Here is a 17,973-nt window from a genome sequence, read left to right on the forward strand (position 1 = left end):
CCGGCGTCAGCCACGCAGGCGCAGGCCGCGCGGCGTCGCGGCGAACCCGGCCGTCTGCAGGGCCTGGGACAGCGGTGTGGACTCGTGCACGGAGGCTCCGTCGGCCTTCTGCACCACCATCCGGCCGAGTGCACCCGCAGACACCGCACCGGACAGCGCCGTGGCCGCCTCCTTGAGCGTCTGCTCGTCCTCGGTCCACGACAGCAGCGTCTTGCCGCCGCGCTCGACGTAGAGCACCAGCTCGCCGTCGACCAGGACGACGAGCGCACCTGCCTTGCGGCCGGCCCGGTGGCCCGACTTCCTCGTGGCGCTCGTGCCCTCGCCGAGGTCCACGGCCTCTCCGTCGGCCGCGAGCGTGCGCTCGGGCCAGGGGAGCGCGGCCCCGTAGACGTTCGCCGGGTCGGTGGCGGCCAGTACCACCGCGCCGGCCGGGACGCGGTCGGGGGAGGCGAAGCTGCGCAGCCGGTCGACCGAACCCGGGGTTCCGAACTGGGCCGCCCCGAGGGTCTCGACGAAGTAGCCGCGGCGGGCCCGGCCGTTCTCCTCGAAAGCCCGCAGTACCGGATAGACGGCGGAGAACCCACCGGTCACCTGCTCGGCCATGACCGCGCCCCGGGTGAGGACGCCGTGCCGCTCGAGCAGCGCCTCGGCCCGGGCGGTGGAGCGCCGGGTGCTGTTGGCCTCGCGGTCGGGAAGGCGGGACCAGCGCCCCGCCACGGTCGGCGGACCGCCCCGGGTGGGCAGAGCCGCCCGGTTCAGCCGCGGTCTGCCGTAGCGGCTGCGGGTGACCCGCGGCGGCGCGGCGGCGCGCTTGTGGGTGCCGCCACCGCCGAGCCGGGTGCGCAGCGGCGCCAGGGTGTCGTTGGTGAGCGCGCCGGCCCAGACGAGGTCCCAGACCTGATCGGCGAGCGCGGCGTCGTCCGTGGCGCCGAGCGCGTCGGAGAGGCCGCGGAAGAACATCGCCTGGCCACCGGCGAGCAGGTCCAGCAGTGGCTGCGCCTCGCCGTCGACCTCGAGCTGCTCGGGCAGGAGGAGTGGGGCGAGGTCGGCCGGAACGAGGCTGACCCAGCCGTCACCGCCGGGGAGGCCGCCCGCACCGGCCCACAGCACCTCGCCGGCGCTGGTCAGCTCGTCCAGCATCGCAGGGGAGTAGTCGCGCACCCGGGTCGGGAGCACCAACGACTCCAGCGCGCTCGCGGGCACCAGGGCGCCGGCGAGCTGCTCCACGACCGCCAGCACGCCGTCGGCGCCACGCAGCTTGCTGCCCACCGACTGCCAGGACGGGGTGAACCGGGCCAGGGTGTCGATCGGCACCGGCTCCACCTCTTGGCGGAGTTTGGCCAGGCTGCGCCGGCGGACCGAGCGCAGCACGTCGGCGTCGCACCACTCCTGGCCGGCGCCCCCGGGGCGGAACTCGCCCGAGACGAGCCGGCCGGTGCCGGTGAGCCGCTGGACCGTCGCGGTGACGACGGCGACGCCGAGGCCGAGCCGGGTGGCGACCTCCGGCGGCTGGAACGGGCCGTGGGTGCGTGCGTATCGACCGATCAGGTCACCGAGGGGATCGTCGACAGGCTCGGTGAAGACCTCGGGCACGCCGACGGGCAGGGCGGTGCCGAGCGCGTCGCGGAGCCGGCCGGCGTCCTCGATGGCGACGTACCGCTCCTCGCCGGCGATCCGCACCACCAGCGCCCGGCGGGCGGCGACCAGCTCGTCGAGCCATGCCTGGGGCACGCCGCGGCGGGCCGCCTCCGCGGCGGTCAGGTCGCCGACGATCCGGAGCAGGTCGCCTGCGCCGTCCATGTCTCGGGGATGCCGTTGCTCGGGCAGCCGTTGCAGCTCGGACTCGATCTCGGCCATGGCCTCGGCGTCGAGCAGCTCGCGCAGCTCGGAGCGGCCGAGCAGTTCGGCGAGCAGGCCGGTGTCCAGCGCCAGGGCCTGCGCGCGGCGCTCGGCCAGCGGGGCGTCGCCCTCGTACAGGAACTGGCCGACGTACCCGAAGAGCAGCGACTGGGCGAACGGCGACGCCGTCTCCGTCTGCACGTCGACCACCCGCACCCGGCGGGCCCGGACGTCGCGCATCAGCTCGACCAGGCCGGGCACGTCGTAGACGTCCTGCAGCACCTCGCGCGCGGCCTCGAGCGTGATCGGGAACGAGGAGAACTCGCTGGCCACGCTCAGCAGCTGCGCGGCCCGCTGGCGCTGCTGCCACAGCGGCGTGCGGCGGCGGGGGTCGCGACGGGGGAGGAGCAGCGCGCGGGCGGCGCACTCGCGGAACCGGCTGGCGAACAGCGCCGAGGTGCCGACCTCCGCGGTCACCTCGCGCTCGACGTCGTCGGGGTCGAGGACGGCGAGGTCGCCCTCCGGAGGCTCCCCGGTGGTGTCGGGCAGCCGCAGCACGATGCCGTCGTCGGAGTGCATGGAGGAGACGTCGACGCCGTACCGCTCGCGCAGCCGGGCGGCGAGCACCAGCGCCCACGGTGCGTTGACCTGCGCCCCGAAGGGGGAGTGGACGACGATCCGCCAGTCGCCCAGCTCGTCGCGGAAGCGCTCCACGAGCAGAGTGCGGTCGTCGGGCAGGTGGCCGGTCGCCGCCTTCTGCTCGGCGAGGTAGGCGGCGAGGTTGGCCGCGCCCCACTCGTCGAGACCGGCGGCACGCGCCCGCTCGAGTCCGGCCTCCGGCGTCGCCGATCCGACCTCGCGGAGGAAGGCGCCCAGCGCGCGCCCGAGCTCGAGCGGCCGGCCGGGTGCGTCGCCGTGCCAGAACGGCATCTTCCCGGGCTGACCGGGTGCGGGGGTGACCAGCACGCGGTCGTGGGTGATCTCCTGGATCCGCCAGGACGAGGACCCGAGGAGGAACACGTCGCCGGTCCGCGACTCGTAGACCATCTCCTCGTCGAGCTCGCCCACCCGGCGTCCGCCGGTGCCCTCGGCGCCGACGAGGAAGACGCCGAAGAGGCCGCGGTCGGGGATGGTGCCGCCGCTGGTGACCGCGAGCCGCTGGGCGCCGGCGCGGGCGGTGAGGGTGTCGGTGACGCGGTCCCAGGTGAGCCGGGGGCGCAGCTCGGCGAAGGCGTCGGAGGGGTAGCGCCCGGCGAGCATGTCCAGGACCGCCTGCAGTGCGGACTCCGGCAGCGAGGAGAAGGCCGCCGAGCGGCGGACCAGCGCGCCGACCTCGTCGACGGTGCGCGGGCGCTCGGAGACGATCGCCACGATCTGCTGGGCCAGCACGTCCAGCGGGTTGCGGAGGTAGCGGATCGACTCGATCGCGCCGGCCTTCATGCGCTCGGCGACCAGCGCGCACTGCACCAGGTCGCCGCGGTACTTGGGGAAGAGCACGCCGCGGCTGACCGCGCCGACCTGGTGACCGGCGCGACCGACCCGCTGCAGGCCGCTGGCCACGGTGGGCGGCGCCTCGACCTGGACGACGAGGTCGACCGCGCCCATGTCGATGCCGAGCTCCAGGCTGGAGGTCGCGACGACCGCGGGCAGCCGCCCGGACTTCAGCGCCTCCTCGACGATCGCGCGCTGCTCGCGGGAGACCGAGCCGTGGTGCGCGGCCGCGACCGGCTGGAACGCGTCGGGCAGCCCGCCACCGGAGCCGGCCTGCGCCATCAGCGCTGCCGCGTTGGTGCCCGGAGGGACCGGCTCGCCGGTCTGCCGCTCGTAGGCCAGCTCGTTGAGCCGGCTGGTGAGCCGCTCCGCGAGCCGCCGGGAGTTGGCGAACACGATGGTGCTGCGGTGGCCCTCGACCAGGTCGAGCACCCGCTCCTCGACCGCGGGCCAGATCGAGTTGCGCGGCTGGTTGCCCGCCGCGGATCCCTCCAGTTCGCCGGTCGGCTGGCCGAGCTCGCTCATGTCCTCGACCGGGACGACGACCGAGAGGTCCCACTCCTTGGTCGAGGGCGGGGAGACGATCTGCACCGGCCGCCCGCCGGCGAGGTAGGTGGCGACCTCCTCGATCGGGCGGACGGTGGCCGAGAGGCCGATCCGCTGCGCCGGTCGCTCCAGCAGCTCGTCGAGCCGGTCGAGGGAGACCGCGAGGTGGGCGCCGCGCTTGGAGTCGGTGACCGCGTGGACCTCGTCGATGATCACCGTCTCGACGCTGCGGAGCGCCTCGCGCGCCTGGCTGGTGAGCAGCAGGAACAGCGACTCGGGCGTGGTGATCACGATGTCCGGCGGCTTGCGGGTGAACGTGCGCCGCTCGTCGGCGGGGGTGTCGCCGGAGCGGATGCCGACCTTGATCTCCGGCCGGGCGAGCCCGAGCCGGGCGGCGGCCTGACCGATGCCGGTGAGCGGCGCACGCAGGTTGCGCTCGACGTCGACCGCGAGCGCCTTGAGCGGCGAGACGTAGAGGACCCGGCAGCGCGACTGCTCGTCGACAGGCGGGGCGGCCGCGAGCCGGTCGAGCGACCAGAGGAACGCCGCGAGCGTCTTGCCCGAGCCGGTGGGGGCGACGACGAGGGCGTGCTCGCCACTGCTGATCGCCTGCCAGGCGCCGTCCTGCGCTGCGGTCGGGCGCTCGAAGGCGCCGGTGAACCAGGCCCGGGTGGGCTCGGAGAACCGGGCCAGGGCACCGGGCTCTGCGACAGGACGGTCGGGCACGTGACCAGTGTCCCCGGCGTGTACGACACTTCGCTGGCCGGCGAGTGCGCCGGCGGCCGGGAACCACCCGGTCGGGAGACGGAGGCACTCGTGGCGGCGCTGGAGCAGGCACCGGTCGTCGACGTCGTCCGGGTGCAGCGGCGCACGGTCGGCGTCCTCGGTGGAGGGGTGGCCCTGGCCGGGCTGGGCGTCACGGTCGGGATCACGGCGGGCGGACTGCTGGCCCGCGACGTCGCGGGCACGGACAGCGCATCCGGGCTGGGGCAGACCGCGGGTGTCCTCGGTGCGGCGGTGCTCGCCGTGCCCCTGGCACGGATCAGCGACTCCGCCGGACGGCGCGCGGGGCTGGCGGTCGGCTACGGGATCAGCGTTCTCGGGGCCGTGGTCACCGTGCTGGCCGCTGCCGTGTCCTCGTTGCCGCTGCTGCTCGCCGGGCTGTTCCTCTTCGGGGCCTCCACGGCCTGCGGGCTGCAGTCCCGGTACGCCGCGGCGGACCTGGCCGCGCCGGAGCGCCGCGGACGGGACCTCTCGCTCGTCGTCTGGGCCACCACCCTGGGGTCGGTCGTGGGGCCGAACCTCGCGGCGCCGGGCGCGGTGGTGGGGGAGGTGCTCGGACTACCTGCCCTCGGCGGGGTGTTCGTGGTCTCCGCCGTCGTCTTCGCGGTCGTGGCCGTCGGCTTCCTCCTGCTGCTGCGCCCCGATCCGCTGCTGCTGGCCCGCCGGCTCGGAGGAAGTTCCACCGGGCCGCGACCGCGCCGCGCGACAGGCCCCGCACTGCGAGCGGTGTGGTCCTCGTCCGGCGGCCGGCTGGGGCTGGCGGCCGTGGTGGTGGCCCACTCGGTGATGGTGGGCGTGATGGTCATGACGCCGGTGCACATGGGGCACGCGGGCGGGCCGGCCGACGGCGTCCTGCGGCTCGTCGGCATCGTCATCAGCGTGCACGTCGCCGGCATGTACCTCTTCTCGCCGCTGGTGGGGATGCTCGCCGACCGGGTCGGCGCTCCGGCCGTCGTGGCGCTGGGCGGGCTCCTGCTCCTCGCCGCGGCGGGCGTGGCCGGTACCGCGGGGCCGGCGGACTCCGTCCAGCTCGCCATCGGCCTCCTGCTGCTGGGCCTGGGCTGGTCGTGCGGCCTCGTGGCCGGTTCGGCGCTCGTGACCGCTTCGGTGGACGCCGACATCCGGCCCACGGCGCAGGGCGGCACCGACCTGCTGATGGGGCTGGGCGCGGCGCTGGCCGGAGTGGTCGGCGGACCGCTGCTGGCCTGGGGCGGGTTCGGCCTGGTGTCCGCGGTCTCGGCGGCGCTCGTGCTGCCGCTGGCCGTCGTCCTGCTGATGACCCTGCGGGCTCAGCGTCCGCGGTAGTTGCGGATCAGCACGACGAGCGTGATGACCAGCGCCAGGACGATGCCGATCTCCAGCACGCGGTCGAGGGACTCGGAACCGGTGCCGGGGATCATGTCCGCAGCCTAGGACCGGCGGGCCCGCCACGGGTTAGCGTCGGTGCGTGCGCCTGCAGGAGTTCTGGTCCCGTCTCGACGAGCAGTTCGGCTCGATGCGCGCGCAGACAGTCGCCCGGGACCACGTGTTCTCCGATCTCGGCGGGGTGAGCGCGGTCGATGCGATCAACACCGGCACCCCCGTGCGCAAGGTCTGGCTGGCCATCTGCGAGGCGTACGACGTGCCGCCCAAGGAGCGCTGAGCCCACCGTCCCGGCTCCTCGTGGGGCACCTGTGACGGATGGGCGTGTCCCCTGGCGATCGAACAGGTGTTCGGCCTACTGTGGGGCGTCCACAGGGCGACCGTTGCTCCACAGGCTGCCCCGGAATCCGAAAACTGTCGGTGCCTCGCCCTAGCGTCGGACCCGACCCGCTTCCCGTGAACCGAAGGTGACGCACCATGGCAGCAACGCTCGACCGCGACAAGGCCCTCGACATGGCCCTCGCCCAGATCGACAAGCAGTTCGGCAAGGGCTCGGTCATGCGCCTGGGCGACAGCCCCGAGGTGGCCATGAAGGTCATCCCGACCGGCTCCATCGCCCTCGACATCGCGCTGGGCATCGGCGGCCTGCCGCGTGGCCGCGTCGTCGAGGTCTACGGCCCGGAGTCCTCCGGTAAGACGACGGTCGCGCTGCACGCTGTGGCCCAGGCCCAGGCAGCCGGCGGCATCGCCGCCTTCATCGACGCCGAGCACGCGCTCGACCCCGAGTACGCCCGCGCCATCGGCGTGGACACCGACGCCCTGCTGGTCAGCCAGCCGGACACCGGCGAGCAGGCCCTCGAGATCGCCGACATGCTGATCCGCTCGGGCGCGCTCGACATCCTCGTCATCGACTCGGTCGCCGCCCTGGTGCCCCGCGCCGAGATCGAGGGCGAGATGGGTGACAGCCACGTCGGTCTGCAGGCCCGTCTCATGAGCCAGGCGCTCCGCAAGATCACCGGTGCCCTGAGCAACTCCGGTACGACGGCGATCTTCATCAACCAGCTGCGCGAGAAGGTGGGTGTCGTCTACGGCTCGCCCGAGGTGACCACCGGTGGTCGCGCACTGAAGTTCTACTCGTCGGTCCGTCTCGACGTCCGTCGCATCGAGACCCTGAAGCAGGGCACCGACGCGGTCGGCAGCCGCACCCGGATCAAGGTCGTGAAGAACAAGGTCGCGGCCCCGTTCAAGCAGGCCGAGCTCGACATCCTCTGGGGTCAGGGCTTCAGCCGCGAGGGCGGGATCATCGACGCCGGCGTCGAGCAGGGCTTCGTCAAGAAGTCCGGTGCCTGGTACACGTACGAGGGCGACCAGCTCGGCCAGGGCAAGGAGAACGCCCGCAACTTCCTGAAGGACAACCCCGACCTCGCCGACGAGATCGAGAAGAAGGTCAAGGAGAAGCTGGGCATCGGCCCGACGCTGGACTCTCCTGCGCCGGTCGACGCTCCCGACTTCTGAGTCGCTGGTGGACGACCGTCCCTCGAACCGTCGGCGCGCCTCCGGAAGCTTCGGGGGCGGCCGGCGGAAGCGGCCATCCGGTAGCGACGATTCCCTGACCCCGGACGTCGCTACCGGACCCATCGAGGACCCCGAGTCGGTGGCCCGCGGGCTGTGCCTGCGGGCCCTGACCGGGACGCCGAAGACGCGCCAGCAGCTCGCCGACCTGCTGGAGAGCCGCGACATCCCCGAGGACGCCGCCACCACCGTCCTCGACCGCTTCACCGAGGTCGGCCTCATCGACGACGCGGCCTTTGCCCGGGCCTGGGTGAACAGCCGCCAGGCCGGCCGGGGGCTGGCCCGCAGGGCGCTCTCCCAGGAGCTGAGGGCGAAGGGGGTCGACCCGGACGTCGCCGCCGAGGCGGTGGAGCTCGTCGACGACGAGGACGAGCGGGCAGCGGCCCGCCGGCTCGTCGAGCGCCGCGCCGGGTCCATGAGCCGGCTGGACCGCGCGACCGCCACACGGCGCCTGATGGGCATGCTCGCGCGCAAGGGCTACAACGGCGGTCTCGCGGCAGCCGTCATCCGCGAGGTGCTCGACGGTGCCCTGCACGAGATGGACACGCACGAGATGGACACGCACGAGATGGACACGCACGAGATGGACACGCACGAGATGGACACGGAGTTCGACGAGGAGAACGCGCTTTCCTGAATCGGGCAGGTCAGCTTCGCTCACCACCTCCCGGCGACTGGCTCGGGGATGCGGTCAGGCGTCGGCGGCCCAGGCCGCGACGTCCACGGCCAGTCCGTCCGGGGCGTCCGGGTCGGGAATGACCCACGCGGTGTCGCGGGGCTGTCCGGCCCGGAGCCAGGCGCAGATCTGCGTCTCGAAAGCCCGGGGGTCCTGCGTGCCCGGCTGCCGGGGCTCGCCGACGAAGGTCAGGTCGGTCTCGGCTGCGTCGACGTGGCGGAGCACCACGCGGCACCGGGAACGGCGGTGGCGGGCCGGGGGGACCGCCTCGCGCACGACGGCGTTCCGGGCACCCGCGGCCGTGGCGAAGGCCGGGGCGGCGGCGCGGAGCCGGGCCACGAACGCCTGCCCGGCGTCGTTGGTGGCATTGGCGCGCGGCGGGGTGCTGGGGCTCGTCGGCTCCCGTGCGATGCGCACGGAGACCTGCGCAGCTGCGCGCCGGGGGACCGGCGGCAGGATGCGGCGCCCGGCCGTGTGCGTCGTCTCCATCGTGAGGAGCAGTCTCACCAGCGTCGTTGCGCTTGCCCGACCGGCGCGCCCGGATGGGACGACTGAGTCGGAGGGGGCCGAGCACCGAGCCAGGCCGGGGTTCCGGCCTGGCGCGGTCGGGAAGATCAGGCGCCGGCGGTCGGGGCCGCTTCTTGCTCGACGGTGGCCGCCGCCGAACGTCCCCGTCCGGACTGCCGCTTCTCGATGTACTGCGCGAGGCGACCGAGCAGGTAGTTGATCGCGATGTAGAGCAATGCGATGACGACGAAGGTCTGGATCGGGTTGTCCAGGTTCCTGCGGATGCTCTCGCCCTGGCTCAGCAGCTCGTCGTAGTTGGCGATGAAGGTGACCAGCGAGGTGTCCTTGAGGACGACGATGAGCTGGCTGATGATCGCCGGGAGCATCGTGCGGAACGCCTGCGGCAGCAGCACGAGGCGCATCGTCTGTCCCGAGGTCAGCCCGGTAGCGAGCGCGGCCTCCCGCTGGCCCTTCGGCAGCGAGGCCACGCCGGCGCGCACGATCTCGGCGAAGATCACCATGTTGTAGGCGGTCAGGCCGATGACCAGGCCCCACAGCACCTGCCCGCCGGGCAGCCCGCGCAGGTCGACGCCGACATCGGGCAGCACGCGCACGGCGATGAAGACGAGCACGACCACGGGCAGCCCGCGGAGGATCTCGATGAGGCCGATCAGCGGGATGCGACCGATCCGGCCGACGGAGAGCCGGGCCACCGCGATGAGCGTGCCGAGGACGATCGACAGCACCATGGCCAGGATCGCGGCGCGGACCGTGTTGACCACGCCTTCGCCGATCAGCCGCCAGACGGCGTCGAAGGTCTCGTTGCCCGGGTCGATGAGCGGGCCCCACTTCTCCATGGAGAACTGGTCGCGCTCGGCCAGCCGCTGCACGACCACGTAGGCCAGGCCGAGGAGGAGCAGGACCGCGACGGCGGTGCCGATGCGGGTGCGGCGCCGGGCGCGAGGGCCCTGGGCGTCGTAGAGGACTGTCTCCTGCTGGCTCATCGGGCGATCGCCACCCTTCGCTCGAGAACCTGCAACAGCGCTCCGGCGGGGAGGGTGATGCAGAGGAAGCCGACGGCGACGCCGATTCCGAAGATGGTGAGGGCCGGGTAGCCCTGCGCGCTGGTCAGCCCCAGGCCGGTGCTCCACAGATCGCCGCCCACGCCGAACGCGCCCACGACGGCGGAGTTCTTGAACATGGCGATCAGCACGCTGCCCAGCGGCGGCACCACGGTGCGCAGCGCCTGCGGCAGCACGACGAACCGCAGCCCCTGGCTGAAGTCGAGCCCGATCGAGCGGGCCGCTTCCGCCTGGCCGGCGGGCACGGAGTTGATGCCCGATCGCACCGCCTCGCAGACGAACGCCGACGTGTAGAGGACCAGGCCGAGGACGCCGAAGAAGAAGAACGAGTTGTTGATGCCGAGCTCGGGCAGCCCGAAGGCGCAGAAGAAGAGCACGACGGTCAGCGGCGTGTTCCGGAAGGTCGTCACCCAGAACGTGCCGAACGCCCGCAGCGGCGGGATGGGGGAGACCCGGCAGGCCGCGATGAGCACGCCCAGCGGAAGAGAGCCCGCGAGCGCCCAGAGGATGATCTTCAACGAGGTCAGGTAGCCGTCGACGAAGAGGTCGATGTTCTCGAGAACGTCACTCATGGGCCCTCCTTCGGCGCCGGAGTTCGGGAATGCAGGACGAGACCCCGCGACCGGCCGGCGCGCAGGCCGGCCGGTCGCGGAGTGCTCAGACGATCAGGTGATCAGGCGCAGGCGGCGAACTCGGGGAGCTCGGGGGTCTCGGTGCCCTCGACCTCGCCCGCGGTGGACTCCCAGGCCTCGATGTAGGCGTCCTCGTTCTCCTGCAGCGTCTCGTGGATGAACTCGCAGAAGGCGACGTCGCCCTTCGTGATGCCGATGCCGTAGGGCTCCTCGGTGAACTGCTCGCCGACGAGCTTGAAGTCGCCGTCGGACTCGGCCACGAAGCCGAGCAGGATGACGTTGTCGGTGGTGACGGCGTCGACCTGGCCGTTGCGCAGCGAGTCCGCGCACTGCGAGTACTCGTCGAACAGGGTCAGCTGGTCGGGGCTGGCCAGGTACGACTTGATCTGCTCGGCCGGGGTGGAGCCGGTCACGGAGCAGACCTTGGCGTCGGGGTTGGACTTGAGCGCGTCCGGACCGTCGATCGCGTCGTTGTCCGAGGAGACCATGATCTGCTGGCCGGCCACGTAGTACGGGCCGGCGAAGGAGATCCGCTCCTTGCGCTTGTCGTTGATCGTGTAGGTCGCGACGACCATGTCGACCTCGCCGCCCTCGATGTAGTCCTCGCGCACGGCGGACGGGGTCTCGACCCACTCGATGTCCTCGGGCGCGATACCCATCGCGCCGGCGATGATCTTCGCGACCTCGACGTCGAAGCCCTCGACGTCGCCCTCGAGGTTCTCCAGGCCGAAGCCGGGCTGGTCGAACTTGGTGCCGATCTTCATGGTGCCGGCCTCGGAGATCTCGGCCATCGTCGTGCCGGCCTCGAACTCGGGGGCCTCGGCGACGGAGGGCTCCGCGGCGGTGTCGTCGGACCCGCCACCGCACGCGGCGGCGGTCAGGGCGACGACGGACAGGGTGGCCACCAGGGCAGTGCGCCGGAAGTTCATGGGTCGGTCCTCTCGCAGGGTGGTTCGGGCGATCAGTGGGTCAGGATCTTGGACAGGAAGTCCTTGGCCCGAGCGGACTCGGGCCGGGTGAAGAAGGTCTCGGGATCGGCGGACTCGACGATCCGGCCGCCGTCCATGAACACGACCCGGTTGGCCGCCTTGCGGGCGAAGCCCATCTCGTGGGTGACGACGACCATGGTCATGCCGTCACGGGCCAGCGAGGTCATCACGTCGAGGACCTCGTTGATCATCTCGGGGTCCAGGGCCGAGGTGGGCTCGTTGAAGAGCATCACCTTGGGGTCCATCGCCAGGGCGCGGGCGATGGCCACGCGCTGCTGCTGACCGCCGGAGAGCTGGGCCGGGTACTTGTCGGCCTGCTCGCCGACGCCGACCCGGTCGAGCAGCTCGCGGGCCCGCTTCTCGGCGTCGCCCTTCGAGAGCTTGCGGACCTTGATCGGCCCGAGCGTGACGTTCTCGAGGATCGTCTTGTGCGCGAAGAGGTTGAAGCTCTGGAAGACCATGCCGACGTCGCTGCGCAGGCGGGCGAGCTGCTTGCCCTCCTCGGGCAGTCGCTGCCCGTCGAGGGTGATCTCGCCCGAGTCGATCGGCTCGAGGCGGTTGATGGTGCGGCACAGCGTCGACTTGCCGGAGCCCGAGGGCCCGATGACGACGACGACCTCGCCGCGGGCGATCGACAGGTCGACGTCCTGCAGCACGTGGAGCTCGCCGAACCACTTGTTGACGCCCGCCATGCGGACGAGCGGCTCTCCGTTGGAAGGGCTGGTCACTCCGAGGACACTAAAGGCGAGGTGTGCCGTATCCCGAACCGTGGGATCACGAAGGCGTAACGAACCCCCCATTATCCGATCGATCGGGTGCACCTCAGGGCGCGCCGTACCCTCGGGGGCGTCATGGGAACCGAGCTGGAGGCACCCCCGCGCACCTACCGCGTGCGCACGTACGGGTGCCAGATGAACGTGCACGACTCCGAGCGCCTGTCCGGCCTGCTGGAGGCCGCCGGCTACACGGCGGCCGCCGAGGACGACGACGCCGATGTCGTCGTCCTCAACACCTGCGCGGTGCGGGAGAACGCCGACAACCGGCTCTACGGCAACCTCGGCCACCTGCGGCCGGTGAAGGACGCCCGTCCCGGGATGCAGGTGGCGGTCGGCGGCTGCCTGGCGCAGAAGGACCGCGGCGAGATCGTGCGGCGCGCGCCCTGGGTCGACGTCGTCTTCGGCACCCACAACGTGGGGTCGCTGCCGGCGCTGCTCGAGCGCGCGCGGCACAACGCCGAGGCGCAGGTGGAGATCGTCGAGGCGCTCGAGGTCTTCCCGTCCACGCTGCCGGCCAAGCGGGACTCCGCCTACTCCGGCTGGGTGTCGATCAGCGTCGGCTGCAACAACACCTGCACGTTCTGCATCGTCCCGGCGCTGCGCGGCAAGGAGAAGGACCGCCGTCCCGGCGACATCCTGGCCGAGGTGCAGGCGCTGGTCGACCAGGGCGTCCTCGAGGTGACCCTGCTCGGGCAGAACGTGAACGCCTACGGCGTCGAGTTCCGGGACCGCGGCGCCTTCGCGGACCTCCTCCGGGCGACGGGCCGGATCGAGGGCCTGGAGCGCGTCCGGTTCACCAGCCCGCACCCCCGCGAGTTCACCGACGACGTCATCGAGGCGATGGCCGAGACCCCCGCCGTCTGCCACCAGCTGCACATGCCGCTGCAGAGCGGGTCCGACGACGTGCTGCGCCGCATGCGCCGTGGCTACCGGCAGGACCGCTACCTCGGGATCATCGAGCGCGTCCGGGCCGCGATGCCCGACGCCGCGATCACCACCGACATCATCGTGGGCTTTCCCGGAGAGACCGAGGCGGACTTCGAGCAGACCCTCGAGGTCGTGCGGCAGGCCCGGTTCGCCAGCGCCTTCACCTTCCAGTACTCCAAGCGTCCCGGGACCCCGGCCGCCGAGATGGAGGACCAGCTGCCCAAGGAGGTCGTGCAGGAGCGCTACCTCCGGCTGACCGCGCTGCAGGAGCAGATCAGCTGGGAGGAGAACCGCGCGCAGGTCGGCCGCAGGGTCGAGCTGCTGGTCGCCGCGGGCGAGGGCAGCAAGGACGCCGCCACCGGTCGGCTCTCGGGCCGCGCCCGGGACGGGCGCCTGGTCCACTTCACTGCTGCCGAGGGCGTTCGTCCCGGTGACGTCGTCGAGACGATCGTGACCGATGCGAAGCCGCACTTCCTCGTGGCCGACGGAGCCCTGCTGTCGCATCGCCGCACGCGCGCCGGCGACGCCGCCGAGGCCGGCCTGAGGCCGACCACCCCCGGCGTCTCGCTGGGCATGCCGCGGATCGGGATCCCCGAACCACTTCCGGCGGTCACCGGCTGCTGAACGCGAGAAGGGCCCCCGTCCGGTCGGACGGGGGCCCTTCTGCTGTCGCCGATTACCGGCGGGCGGACTTCTCCGCCTCGGCGAGCCACTCCTGGCGGGTGGCCAGGTTGGCCTTGGCCTCGCCGATCCGCCGCTCGTCGCCGGAGGCCTCGGCCTTGGCCAGCTGCTCCTCGGCCTTGGTGACCGCGGCGCGCATGGAGGTGACCATCGGGTTCTCCGGAGCGGTGCGGACCCGGCCGACGTCGGCGGCCCCGCGGACCTTCTCCTCGACGGCCTGCATGCGGTCCTCGAGCTGGCGCATCACGCCGCGCGGCACATGGCCGATGGCGTCGTAGCGCTCCTGGATCTTGCGCAGGGCGTTCTGGGCGCCGCGGAGGTCCTTCGACGGGTCCAGCTTCTCGGCCTCGGCGAGGAGCTCCTCCTTGGCCTGCTGGTTGGCGCTCTCCTCGGCGTTGCGCGCCTTGTCCTGCTCGGAGCGGGCGCTGAAGAAGACGTCCTGGGCGGCCCGGAACTCCTTCCACAGGTCGTCGTCGGTGTCCCGGCCGGTGCGGGGGACCGCCTTCCAGCGGTCCATGAGCGAGCGCATCGCCGCGCTGGTGGCGCCCCAGTCGGTCGAGGTGGCGAGCCGCTGCGCCTCCTTGATGAGCTCCTGCTTGGCGGCGCGGGTCTCACCGCGCTGGGCGTCCAGCTGCGCGAAGTGGGTGCCACGGCGGCGGCCGAAGGCGTCGCGGGCGGCGGCGAACCGGGTCCACAGCGCCTCGTCGGTCTTCCGGTCGATGCCGCGGATCGTCTTCCACTCCTCGACGATCGCCTTGAGCCGTTCGCCGGCGGCCTTCCAGGCCGTCGACTCCGCGGCGATCTGCTCCGCCTCGGCGGCCAGCGCCTCCTTGCGCGCGATCTGCGCGGCACGGGCGGCGGCCTTCTCGGCCCGGAACTCCGCGGTGGCCGACTCGGCGGTGTCGACCATGGCGCGGGCCCGGGCGGCGAGGCCGTCGAGGTCGCCGACGGCGGCGGCGGTCGGGATCGACTCGGCCAGCTGCTGCGCCTTGTTCTTGATCTCGCCCGGGTTGCCGGTGTGCGCCTTGAGCCGGGCCTCCAGCAGCGACACCTCGGTGGCGATGTCGTCGTAGCGGCGGCCGTAGTGGGCCAGGCCCGCCTCGGCGTCGCCGGCCTGCCACGAGCCCACGGCGCGCTCGCCCTCGGCGGTGCGCACGTAGACGGTGCCCTCGTCGTCGACCCGGCCCCAGAGCGAGGGGTCGGTGACGACGGCCTCGACCGGCGGCGCCGCCGGAGCGGGCGTCGCAGCCGCGGCCGGTGCGGGCGCCTTCGGGCGGGGACCCGGTCCGGGCCCCGGCGTGGGGACCGGGCGGGCCGGTGCCGGGGTCGGCTCCGGAGTGCTCTCCGGAGCGCTGTCCGTGGGGTCGGCGAGGGCGGCGTCCGCGGGGGTCGGCGCCTCCGGGGTCCCGGCCGCGGGGGTCACCGCGTCCGAGCTTCCGGTCTCGTGCGCCGCCTCGGGGGCGGTCGTCTCGGGGGTCTCCGCAATCGGCGGAGCGTCCTGCTGCACCTCGTCACCGAGGTTGTCCGTGCTCGACACGTTCGGCAGTGTCCCACGTCGCATCGGCGACACTGCTGCGGTGACCTCTACTCCCGGCGACCGGGCCGCCCGGAAAGTCGTGCCGTCGGCCGTCGTCGCCTTCTGCCCGTGCCCTCCGCTGCTGCTCCCGGCGGTGGAGGGGCGCGCGGCGAGCGAGACGGTGGCGCTGCGGTCGGCCTGCGCCGACGCCGTGACCGGCCTGCTCGAGGCCGCGCCGGAGGTGGTGGTCGTCGTCGGCGACGGTCCGGCTCCTGGGGAGCGGTTCGGTGCCGGCGATATGGGCGACCTGCGGGGCTTCGGCGTCGACGTCGAGCTGCCGTTCGACGGCCGGGTGCGGCCGGGCGGTTCCCGGCTGCCGATGGCGCACACCGTCGGGGCCTGGCTGCTGGACCAGGCCTCGTTCCCCGGCATCCGCGTGGGCGTGGGGCCCGACGACCTGGCGCAGCTCCTGCGCGACCTGCCCGCGCCGGTGGGGGTCCTGGCCATGGGGGACGGGTCGGCGCGGCGGACCCTGAAGGCGCCGGGCTACCTCGACGAGGCGGCGGGCCCGTTCGACGCCGCGGTCGCCACCGCCCTGGCCGACGGGAACGCGGCAGCCCTGGCGGCGCTGGACCCCGCCGAGGGGGAGCGGCTGCTCGCGGCGGGGGTGCCCACCTGGCGGGCGGTCGGCGCGGCGTTCACCGGCCGGCACGTGACCGCGCGGATGCACCACGACGCGGCTCCGTTCGGGGTCGGCTACCTGGTGGCCGACTGGGTGGTGTCGTGAGCGTCCTCAAGCCGGGGATGCCGCCGGTCGTCGCCGTCGTCGGCCCGACCGCCACGGGGAAGACGGCGCTGGCCGTCGCGCTCGCCCAGCAGCTCGGCGGCGAGGTGGTCAACGCCGACTCGATGCAGCTCTACCGCGGGATGGACATCGGCACCGCGAAGCCCGACGAGGCCGAACGCGGTGGGGTGCCGCACCACCTGCTCGACCTGTGGGACGTCCGCGAGCCGGCGTCGGTCGCCGAGTACCGGCTGCGCGCCCGGGCCGAGATCGACCGGCTGCGCGCGTCCGGGCGGATCCCGTTCCTGGTCGGGGGCTCCGGGTTGTACGTGCGGGCGGTGCTCGACGAGCTCGATTTCCCCGGCACCGATCCGGCGGTCCGGGCGCGGCTGGAGACCGAGCTGGCCGACGTCGGCTCCGCGGAGCTGCACGCCCGGCTGGCCCGCCTGGACCCGGCGGCCGGTGCGGCCGTGCTGCCCGCCAACGGACGGCGGATCGTGCGCGCGCTGGAGGTCATCGAGCTGACGGGTGGGCCGTTCCTCGCCGAGCTGCCGGAGCCGCGCCCGCACTACCCGGCGGTGACCATTGGCCTGGACCGTGAGCCGGCGGAGCTCGACGACCGGGTGGCGCTGCGCGTCGACCGGATGTGGGCGGCCGGCTTCGTGGACGAGGTGACGGCGCTGGACGTTCGAGGACTGCGCGAGGGTCCGACGGCGTCCCGCGCCATCGGGTACGCGCAGGTGCTCGCCCAGTTCGACGGCACGCTGACCGCCGAGGAGGCGCGCGAGCGCACCGTCATCGCCACCCGCAGGTTCGTCCGCCGCCAGCGGTCCTGGTTCCGCCGGGACGCCGCGACGACGTGGCTGGACGCCGGGCGCACCGACCTGGTCGCCGCGGCCGCCGCGGTGATCGCCGGCCGTACGATCGAGCAGTGAGCTCCTCGCCCCGAGTGCTGATCGGGCACGGCACCGAGAACGACTTCGTGCTGCTGCCCGACCCCGACGGGACCGTCTGGCCGGAGGACCGGCTGGACGAGGCGCTGGTGCAGCGGCTGTGCGAGCGCCGCGCCGGCCTCGGAGGCGACGGCGTCCTGCGCCTGGTGCGCAGCGCGCACGTCCCGGACGCGCCGGCGGTGCTGGGGGCTGACCTGGACCGCTGCGAGTGGTTCATGGACCACCGCAACGCCGACGGCTCCTACGCCGAGATGTGCGGCAACGGCATCCGGCTGTTCCTGCACACGCTGATCAGCGAGGGCCTGGTCCCGCGCGACGGCTGCGACGACGGTCTGCTCGTGGGCACCCGGGGCGGCCCACGCCGGGTCGGGACCGCGCCGGACGGCGGCTACTGGGTGGACATGGGCCCGGCCCGCGAGTTCGGCCGGGGGAGCGCCGAGCTCGACGGGCGGACCTTCGACGGCCTCGCCGTCTCGATGGGCAACCCGCACCTCGCGGCGATCACCGACGTCGACGTCGACACCCTGGACCTGACCGCAGCTCCGCGGTTCGACGCGCAGCTCTTCCCCGAGGGCGTCAACGTCGAGCTGGTCAACGTGCTGGAGCCCGGAGCCCACGTGCGACTGCGGGTCTTCGAGCGCGGGGTGGGGGAGACCCGCTCCTGCGGAACCGGCGCCTGCGCGGTGGCCTACGCCGCCCTGGTCGACGCCGGGCGGTCCGAGGGCACCGTCGTCGTCGACGTGCCCGGGGGCCGGCTGTCGGTGCGGGTCGAACCGGGGACGACGGTGCTCACGGGCCCCGCCGTCCTGGTGTCGACCGGTCAGCTCTGCCCGGAGTGGCTCGCCGCCTGAGTTCGG

General features: G+C 73.3%; 15 protein-coding genes. 8 read left to right on the plus strand and 7 right to left on the minus strand.

Annotated elements, in window-relative coordinates; translation table 11 throughout:
• Positions 1-6: 6 nt before the first annotated feature.
• Positions 7-4,602 carry an ATP-dependent helicase gene (locus LBW97_RS16980; protein WP_224500539.1) on the minus strand — a complete coding sequence of 1,532 codons (4,596 nt, stop codon included), beginning with the start codon at positions 4,600-4,602 and terminating at the stop codon, positions 7-9.
• Here LBW97_RS16980 and LBW97_RS16985 point away from each other — a divergent pair, their 5' ends adjacent.
• The 4 genes from LBW97_RS16985 to LBW97_RS17000 all read left to right on the plus strand — a co-directional run bounded on the left by LBW97_RS16985 (position 4,603) and on the right by LBW97_RS17000 (position 8,230).
• Positions 4,603-5,964 carry an MFS transporter gene (locus tag LBW97_RS16985; RefSeq protein ID WP_224500540.1) on the plus strand — a complete coding sequence of 454 codons (1,362 nt, stop codon included), beginning with the start codon at positions 4,603-4,605 and terminating at the stop codon, positions 5,962-5,964.
• Positions 5,965-6,106: 142 nt separating this feature from the next.
• Entirely contained in the window at positions 6,107-6,301 is a 195-nt protein-coding gene (locus tag LBW97_RS16990) for a DUF3046 domain-containing protein (RefSeq protein ID WP_224500541.1), read from the plus strand.
• A gap of 197 nt (positions 6,302-6,498) precedes the next feature.
• The gene (gene recA, locus LBW97_RS16995) at positions 6,499-7,536 is read left to right on the plus strand and encodes a recombinase RecA (protein WP_224500542.1); all 1,038 of its coding nucleotides are present in this window, start codon (positions 6,499-6,501) and stop codon (positions 7,534-7,536) included.
• A gap of 139 nt (positions 7,537-7,675) precedes the next feature.
• Entirely contained in the window at positions 7,676-8,230 is a 555-nt protein-coding gene (locus LBW97_RS17000; protein WP_224500543.1) for a regulatory protein RecX, read from the plus strand.
• Between the two features lie 54 nt (positions 8,231-8,284).
• On the opposite strand, the gene LBW97_RS17005 is transcribed toward LBW97_RS17000, so the two are convergent.
• The 5 genes from LBW97_RS17005 to LBW97_RS17025 form a co-directional block, all read right to left on the minus strand.
• Complete coding sequence (locus tag LBW97_RS17005) at positions 8,285-8,776, minus strand: hypothetical protein (protein WP_224500544.1); 492 nt, start codon at positions 8,774-8,776, stop codon at positions 8,285-8,287.
• 107 nt (positions 8,777-8,883) lie between these two features.
• On the minus strand, positions 8,884-9,780 hold the full coding sequence (locus tag LBW97_RS17010; RefSeq protein WP_224500545.1) for an amino acid ABC transporter permease: 897 nt from the start codon (positions 9,778-9,780) through the stop codon (positions 8,884-8,886).
• Positions 9,777-10,430 carry an amino acid ABC transporter permease gene (locus LBW97_RS17015; protein WP_224500546.1) on the minus strand — a complete coding sequence of 218 codons (654 nt, stop codon included), beginning with the start codon at positions 10,428-10,430 and terminating at the stop codon, positions 9,777-9,779. Before LBW97_RS17015 ends, LBW97_RS17010 begins: the two co-directional genes overlap by 4 nt.
• A 101-nt stretch (positions 10,431-10,531) precedes the next feature.
• Positions 10,532-11,419 (minus strand): glutamate ABC transporter substrate-binding protein, encoded by an 888-nt coding sequence (locus LBW97_RS17020; protein WP_224500547.1) that lies wholly within the window; start codon positions 11,417-11,419, stop codon positions 10,532-10,534.
• 32 nt (positions 11,420-11,451) lie between these two features.
• Entirely contained in the window at positions 11,452-12,171 is a 720-nt protein-coding gene (locus LBW97_RS17025) for an amino acid ABC transporter ATP-binding protein (RefSeq protein WP_224500844.1), read from the minus strand.
• A 159-nt stretch (positions 12,172-12,330) separates the two neighbouring features.
• On the opposite strand from LBW97_RS17025, the gene miaB reads away from it, so the two are divergent.
• Positions 12,331-13,806, plus strand: a complete 1,476-nt coding sequence (gene miaB, locus LBW97_RS17030; protein ID WP_224500548.1) for a tRNA (N6-isopentenyl adenosine(37)-C2)-methylthiotransferase MiaB — start codon at positions 12,331-12,333, stop codon at positions 13,804-13,806.
• A gap of 52 nt (positions 13,807-13,858) precedes the next feature.
• Here miaB and LBW97_RS20270 read toward each other — a convergent pair whose 3' ends face one another.
• Positions 13,859-15,400 (minus strand): DUF349 domain-containing protein, encoded by a 1,542-nt coding sequence (locus LBW97_RS20270; RefSeq protein WP_224500549.1) that lies wholly within the window; start codon positions 15,398-15,400, stop codon positions 13,859-13,861.
• Between the two features lie 40 nt (positions 15,401-15,440).
• Between LBW97_RS20270 and LBW97_RS17040 the strand changes: the two genes are divergently transcribed.
• The 3 genes from LBW97_RS17040 to dapF are packed head-to-tail and all read left to right on the plus strand — an operon-like array spanning position 15,441 to position 17,967.
• Entirely contained in the window at positions 15,441-16,166 is a 726-nt protein-coding gene (locus tag LBW97_RS17040) for a hypothetical protein (protein ID WP_224500550.1), read from the plus strand.
• A complete protein-coding gene (gene miaA / locus LBW97_RS17045; protein ID WP_224500551.1) occupies positions 16,163-17,098 on the plus strand; it encodes a tRNA (adenosine(37)-N6)-dimethylallyltransferase MiaA in 936 nt (311 codons plus the stop codon). The genes LBW97_RS17040 and miaA overlap by 4 nt, the downstream gene beginning before the upstream one ends.
• Complete coding sequence (dapF, locus tag LBW97_RS17050) at positions 17,095-17,967, plus strand: diaminopimelate epimerase (RefSeq protein WP_224500552.1); 873 nt, start codon at positions 17,095-17,097, stop codon at positions 17,965-17,967. The genes miaA and dapF overlap by 4 nt, the downstream gene beginning before the upstream one ends.
• The last annotated feature ends 6 nt before the right edge of the window (positions 17,968-17,973 follow it).

The sequence above is a fragment of the Blastococcus sp. LR1 genome, from assembly GCF_020166105.1.
Classification (GTDB): domain Bacteria; phylum Actinomycetota; class Actinomycetes; order Mycobacteriales; family Geodermatophilaceae; genus Blastococcus.